Consider the following 3,582-nt stretch of genomic DNA (forward strand, 5'->3'; position numbering starts at 1 on the left):
GACCCGGCCCTCGAACCGGCCCCCTCCGACACCGGCCCCCTCCCACCAAGACGATCACCCCGCCCCGAGAACGGCTCCGTCGTACGCGCAGACTGCTCCGCGGAACCGCCGGCCCTCCCCGCGGACGAACCACCGGTCGCCGAAGAGTCCGTCACCGTCATCACCTTCGAACCGCCGGAGCGCATCCCCTGCACCGGCCCACCGCCCGCCGCGCCCGCGCCCTCCGACGGAAGATCGGCCGGGGTCACCACCTCCCGCGCACCGAACGGCCGCGCCACCGGCCTGGCCGGCGCCGGACCCTCTGCCGGCGACTCGCCCGCCTTCTCCACCCGGCCCAGCCGCTCCCGCTCCAGGGTCAACCGGTCCTCGGAATTCCAGGTCGCGCCCTCGCGGACGGGCTGCTTCGCCCCGCCCCCCGAACCCTCGGTCCCCTTCTCCGGGGAACCACCCGACAGCCCGCCCTTCTCCGGCTCCGCACCCGACGACCCGGCCTTCGAACCGGTCCCCTCCGAGGCCCGCCCCTCCCCGCCGAGACGATCACCCCGCCCCGAGAACGGCTCCACCGTGCTCACGGACCGCTCCGCGGGACCGCCGGCCCTCCCCGAACCATCCGCCCCCCTCACCGAGGAACCGGCCGACGAACCACCCTTCTCCGGCTGTCCCTGGTGCACCGAGCCCTCCGCCGGGGGCTTCTGCCCCACCGCGGCCGGGCCGGTCCGTTCGTTCGGCCCGGTGACGGGGGCCGAGGAGTCGCCGGGCCGGACGCTCTCCGGCATCCGGTCCAGCGTTGTGCCCCGGGGGTCCGGAGCGCCTGCGGAGAGGGTCCGCCCCTCCCTCGCGGGTGCCCCCGAGCCCTCCGCGAGGGGGTTCCGGGCTCCCTCGGGCCGCGCCCCCTCGGCGGGCCCGGGAGTCCGCGACGCGAAGGGGTCGCGGGTCGTGGTCGGGCCGGCACCCTCGCCGTTTGCGCCCCGGGCGGAGACCGAGGACGAGCGCCCGTCGGCACCGTGATCGGTCCCGCCCGCCCGCGCGCCGGCGGGCTGCGGGTCGAAGTGGGCCGTGTAGGTCTCGGCGCCGACGGGCGTCCTGGACCGGACCTGGCCGGGCGACCCGCCGGACGTCTCGTTCGTCGCGCCGGTGCCGCGCGAACCCGCGCTCCCGGGCGCCTCGTTGACGGAGCGCGAGGTGAACTCGGGCGGCCCGCCGTCCTTGCCGCCCGGCGCCACCGGCGCCTCGCGGCCCGCGGCCGGTCCGCCTGGGCCCTTGGGCACGGTGGTGGTGCCCGGGGCGCCGGCTCCCGGCTCCGTCGGTCCGCCGGGCCGGCCCGGGGCCCCCGGGTCGGGCCGGGGCGCTCCCGCCGGCGCGCCGGCTCCGGGCTCGCGGACGACCGGCGCGGGGCCGCCGCCGGGGCCCGCGGTCCTGGACGAGCCGGGCGGCGCGACGCCGGGGCCCTCGTGGACGGGTGCGGCGCGCGGCGGCTCGATCCCGCCCGGGACCGGCCCGCGCCCCGACAGCGGCGGCGGGCTGCCCTGCGGGGCGGAGCCCAGCGCCTTGCCGGTGCCCGGGAAGAGCTCCGGTGGCGGGACCTTGCCGAGGTTGCCCGGCGTGATGCCGCCGAGGCCGCCCGGCCTGCCGGGAAGCGGCGCGGGGGCGCCGTGCGACAGCGCGGGGTTCTCGGTGACGGGGGGCTTCTGGCCGGGCGGGTCGATCCTCGGGACGTTCCCTCCGGTGCCGCCGGCCCCCTTGGGCCCGGCGCCCCGGCCGCCCGCCGGTCCGTGCACGCCGGCCAGGCCCGCGAGGCCGCCGAAGAGCGCCCCGAAGCCCATGCTGATGCCCTCGGACCCCCAGTCGACCGAGAACGGGACGTTGTAGATCTTGTCCGCGATCAGCTGGCTCAGCAGGTCGGTCCCCAACTGGAGCGCGGCACCGGCCACGGCGCCCCCGACGAAGGAGCCGATGTTGAGGACGACCTGGAGGCTCTCCCCGATCGTCCGCATGAGGTTGCTGATGACCGTGATGAGGCCTTCGAGCAGCGGCGCGATCAGCCGGGCCAGCAGACCCAGGCCGAACGGGAGCACGAACCCGAGGAGGGTGCCGATGGCCCCGGCCAGTTCCGCCGCGTTGGCGGCCTTCTGCTCGGCGAGCTGGATCCGCTCAAGGGCCCGGCCGTAGTCGTTGATGGCGTCGCCGATCGTCCAGCAGGTCCTGACGGCCGGGTCGAGGACACCGTTGCCGACGAGGTTCCAGGCCTCGTGCGCGGCCACCAGACCGTCACCGGTCCACTGGAGCCGGTCCATGGCCCCGCCGGCGTTGAGCCGGGCCGTGAACACCGTGGTGCCCAGCTCGATCCACTGGTTGCCCAGGGCGTAGATCTCACTGATGCTGAAGCCGTCGTCGGCCATCCGGTACCACCTCGGAGGAACTGCTGCGGAAAGGGCGAGCGGGGAGAAGGGGGCGCGTTCGGAGGGTGCCGCCGGCCGTCAGGCCGGCTCCTCCTCGCGGATCGCGACCTGGAGCAGCGCGGGCGGTCCGGAGCGCCGGACCAGGACGCCGCGCCCCGGGGGGCGGTGGGCGGCGCGCTGGTCGCCGAGCAGGACGCCCTCGCGCGGGTCGCCGGAGAGGATCAGGCCGCCGGTGCCCAGGTCCTTGAGGCGCGACAGCAGCGGGTCGGACATCAGCGGGCGGCCGACACCGGCCACCCGGCGGGCCGCCACCACGTGCAGGCCGATCTCCCGGGCCTGGGTGACGTAGTCGGCCAGCCGGGCCACCGGGGACTGGTGGCCGACCGCGACCAGGTCGTAGTCGTCCACCACCACGTACAGCTCCGGCCCCTCCCACCAGTCCCTGGCGCGCAGCCGCGCGGCGGAGATGCCCGGCGGCGGCATACGGTCGGCGAGCTTGGCGATGAGCTGCTCGATGTAGGCCGCCGCGGCGACGGCGTCGCCCGCGTAGGCGCCGATGTACTCCTCGGGCACGGCGTCCAGCAGGCTGCGCCGGTAGTCGATCACCATGAACCTGGCCTCCCAGGCGGTGTGCCGGGCGGCGAGGGCGCCCATCCAGGTGCGCAGGAAGCCGGACTTGCCGCTGCCGGCGTCGCCGAACACCAGGAAGTGCGGGTCGCCCGGGCCCATCGCCAGGCCGACCGGTGCCAGGTCGCGTTCGGCGACGCCGATCGGGACCTCGCCCTCCGGGAGGCCTTCGGTGAGCTCGGGGTCGAGGTCCGCGTGCAGCACCCGCTCGGGCAGCATCAGCACGGGTGGTGCGCCCGCCCCCGGCCAGGCGGCGGCGATCCCGGCGAGCGCGTCCTCCTGGGCCCCGGCCAGGCCCGCGGTGCCCTCGCGGCCGTCCAGCCGGGGCAGCACGGCCTGGTAGAGCACCCCGGGTGCGACGATGCCGCGCCCCGGGATGCCGGGGACCTGACGGCTCGCCTGGCGGCCGACCTCCGACTCGGTGGGGTCGTTGAGCCGCAGTTCGAGGCGGCCGGAGAAGCTGTCGCGCAGGTTGGGCCGGACGTCGACCCAGCGGTTGGCGGTGAGGATCACGTGCACGCCCACGCCGAGGCCGCGGGCGGCGATGTCCAGCACC

At 76.9% G+C, this 3,582-nt stretch carries 1 protein-coding gene and 1 pseudogene; both read right to left on the bottom strand.

Annotated features, from left to right (window positions below; genetic code table 11):
- Positions 1 to 2,399, bottom strand: a pseudogene (locus ACFCX4_RS23675) (hypothetical protein); the annotation flags it as partial.
- Between the two features lie 78 nt (positions 2,400 to 2,477).
- Positions 2,478 to 3,582 (bottom strand): type VII secretion protein EccCb (eccCb, locus tag ACFCX4_RS23680; RefSeq protein WP_376145623.1); only part of this gene is annotated, 1,105 nt, incomplete at its 5' end.

The sequence above is a fragment of the Kitasatospora sp. NPDC056327 genome (assembly GCF_042261735.1).
Classification (GTDB): Bacteria; Actinomycetota; Actinomycetes; order Streptomycetales; family Streptomycetaceae; genus Kitasatospora.